Here is a 2,328-nt window from a genome sequence, read left to right on the forward strand (position 1 = left end):
CGTCGGCGGCCAGCGCGGCGGCCTCGGCGGCGCCGTCGGTCACCAGGTCGATGCCGAAGGCGGTGGCGGTCTGCCGGTCGTCGCCGTCGACCCGCAGCCGCCCCTGGTCGTCGACGGTGACGTACCGGTCGGTGGCCAGGTGCCGCAGCAGCACGGTGCCGGCGGGCAGCGGGTCGAACTGGAACGTCTCGCGTACCACCCAGCCGCCCGGGCCGGGCCGGTCGTTGCGCAGAGCGCCGTCGTCGTCGACCCCGACGTGCCGGCCGTTGCCGACGGCCCGCAGCGCCACCGTGTCGCGGCCCCAGTCGAACACGTCGAACCGGGCGGCGTCGGCGCCGAGGGTCAACGGGCCGCCGTCGGCGGTGTCCGGGCAGCCCACGTACCGGTCGCCGACCCGCAGCGCCACCCGGTCGGTGCCCCGGTGCGTGGTGACCTGCGGCAGCCGCCCGGCCAGACCCTGGTAGGTGGTGACCGCGTACGGCAGGGTGCCGCTGTACCAGTCCTCGTGGACGGTGTCGGCCAGCGGACCGAGCACGGCGACCCGCGTACCGGCGGGCAGGGGCAGCAGACCCGTGTTGTGCAGCAGCACCACGGAGTCGCGGGCGGCCTGTCGGGCCAGGTCGCGGTGCGCCGGGCAGTCGACGACGTCGGCGGGTGTCGCGGCGTACGGGTCGTCGTGCGGGGGATCCAGGTCACCCAGGCGCAGCCGTACGGACAGGATGCGCCGTACCGCCCGGTCCACGTCGGAGGCGGTGATCAGGCCCCGGTCGAGTGCCTCGGTCAGCCGCCGCCGGGTGGGGGCGCTGTCGGTGTGGTTCTCGGTGAAGCTGTCGATGCCGGCGCGCAGCGCGGCGGCGAACCCGTGCACGTGGTCGGGTGTCTGGCCCTGTAGGTCGGTGAGGTTGCCGATCGCGCCGGCGTCGCCGACCACCAGCAGTTCGTCCGGTGACCAGCTGCGCAACTCGTCGTCGATCAGCGGGCTCAGGTGCGCGGGCACGCCGTCGACCAGGTTGTACGACGCCATCGCGCCGAGGGCGGCACCGGCGGCGATCGGGGCGCGGAAGGCGGGCAGCTCGTACTCGTGCAGCACCCGGGGCGGCAGGTCGCTGGAGGTGGTGGCCCGGTCGGTCTCGTTGTTGTAGGCGAGGAAGTGCTTGACCGTGGGGGCGGTCCGCAGCCGGTCGGGATGGTCGCCGCACAGCCCCCGCGCGTACGCGGTGGCGAGCCGCCCGGTCAGCCACGGGTCCTCCGACCAGCCTTCCTCGTTGCGGCCCCAGCGGGGGTCGCGCAGCGGGTTGACCACGGGGGCCCACACGTTGAGGCCGACGCGGTCGGGGTCGGCGTGGTTCTTGGCGCGTACCTCGGTGCCGGTGGCCGCGCCGACGGCCCGGATCAGGTCGGGGTTCCAACTGCTGGCCAGGCCGATGACCTGGGGGAACACGGTGGCCTGGCCGAGCCAGGCGACGCCGTGCAGCGCTTCGGTGCCGGTCTTGAAGGGGCGCAGGCCGAGCCGGGGGACCGGGGCCTGCCACTGGTGCAGCAGGCCGATCTTCTCGGGCATGGTGAGCCGGGCCAGCAGGTCATCGATCCGGTCCCGGGGTGCGGGCAGGGTGCGGTCGGTCATGGTGGATCGCCTTCCAGTGCCCGGCGCGCCGGAGGTCGAAGCGCTTCGACGGCGGATGGCCGAGCGGCATCGCAGGTGACGGTGGGGGTGACGGTCGCCGTCCCGGACGCAGGTGAAGCGCTTCGACGAACCGCGGAAAGCAAGCCGCCCCGGGTGCCCGAGCGGAGCGGCTCGCTTCGAGGTTGGCACCATCGACCGGTCCGGTCAAGACTCGGGACGCGGCGCCCAGGTCAGCGGGTCGGCAGGCGTCCCGCCTCGATGACGGCCAGGGCCGCGGTGGCGCCGCCGAGCGCCGCGGCGGTGTCCAGGGTGGAGGCGTCGAGTCGGACGCCCCCGGCGCCGGGGGCGTGGGCCCGCGCGGCGAGTTCGGAGCGGGCCGCCGGCAGCAGCCAGGGCGCCAGCGTCGCGAAGTGGTCGCCGAGGACCACCGCCTCCGGGTTGAGCAGGTCGGCCAGGACGGCCACGCCACGACCGAGGTGCCGGCCGGTCTCGGCCAGGCCGCTGCACACGGTCGGGTCGTCCTGGCGGGCCAGCGCCACGATCCGGGTCAGCTCGGGCAGGTAGTCGGTGACCGGGCCGTCGGCCTCCGCGTCGGGCAGCAGCCGGCGTACCACGGCGGGCAGGCCGACCAGCGCGGTCAGGCAGCCCCGGCCGCCGCAGTCGCCGGGCGGCCCCGGTCTCTTAAACACATCTCCGCGCCCACG

Annotated in this window: 2 protein-coding genes; both read right to left on the reverse strand. The window is 75.3% G+C overall.

The genetic code is table 11. The features are described 5' to 3' along the window. The coding region (locus EYA84_RS30715; RefSeq protein WP_131057708.1) for a glycoside hydrolase family 3 N-terminal domain-containing protein at nt 1-1,624 on the reverse strand (1,624 nt) is incomplete at its 3' end. Nucleotides 1,625-1,854: 230 nt separating this feature from the next. After that, the coding region (locus EYA84_RS30720; RefSeq protein WP_131057709.1) for an ROK family protein at nt 1,855-2,328 on the reverse strand (474 nt) is incomplete at its 5' end.

Source organism: Verrucosispora sp. SN26_14.1 (assembly GCF_004307965.1).
GTDB lineage: Bacteria > Actinomycetota > Actinomycetes > Mycobacteriales > Micromonosporaceae > Micromonospora.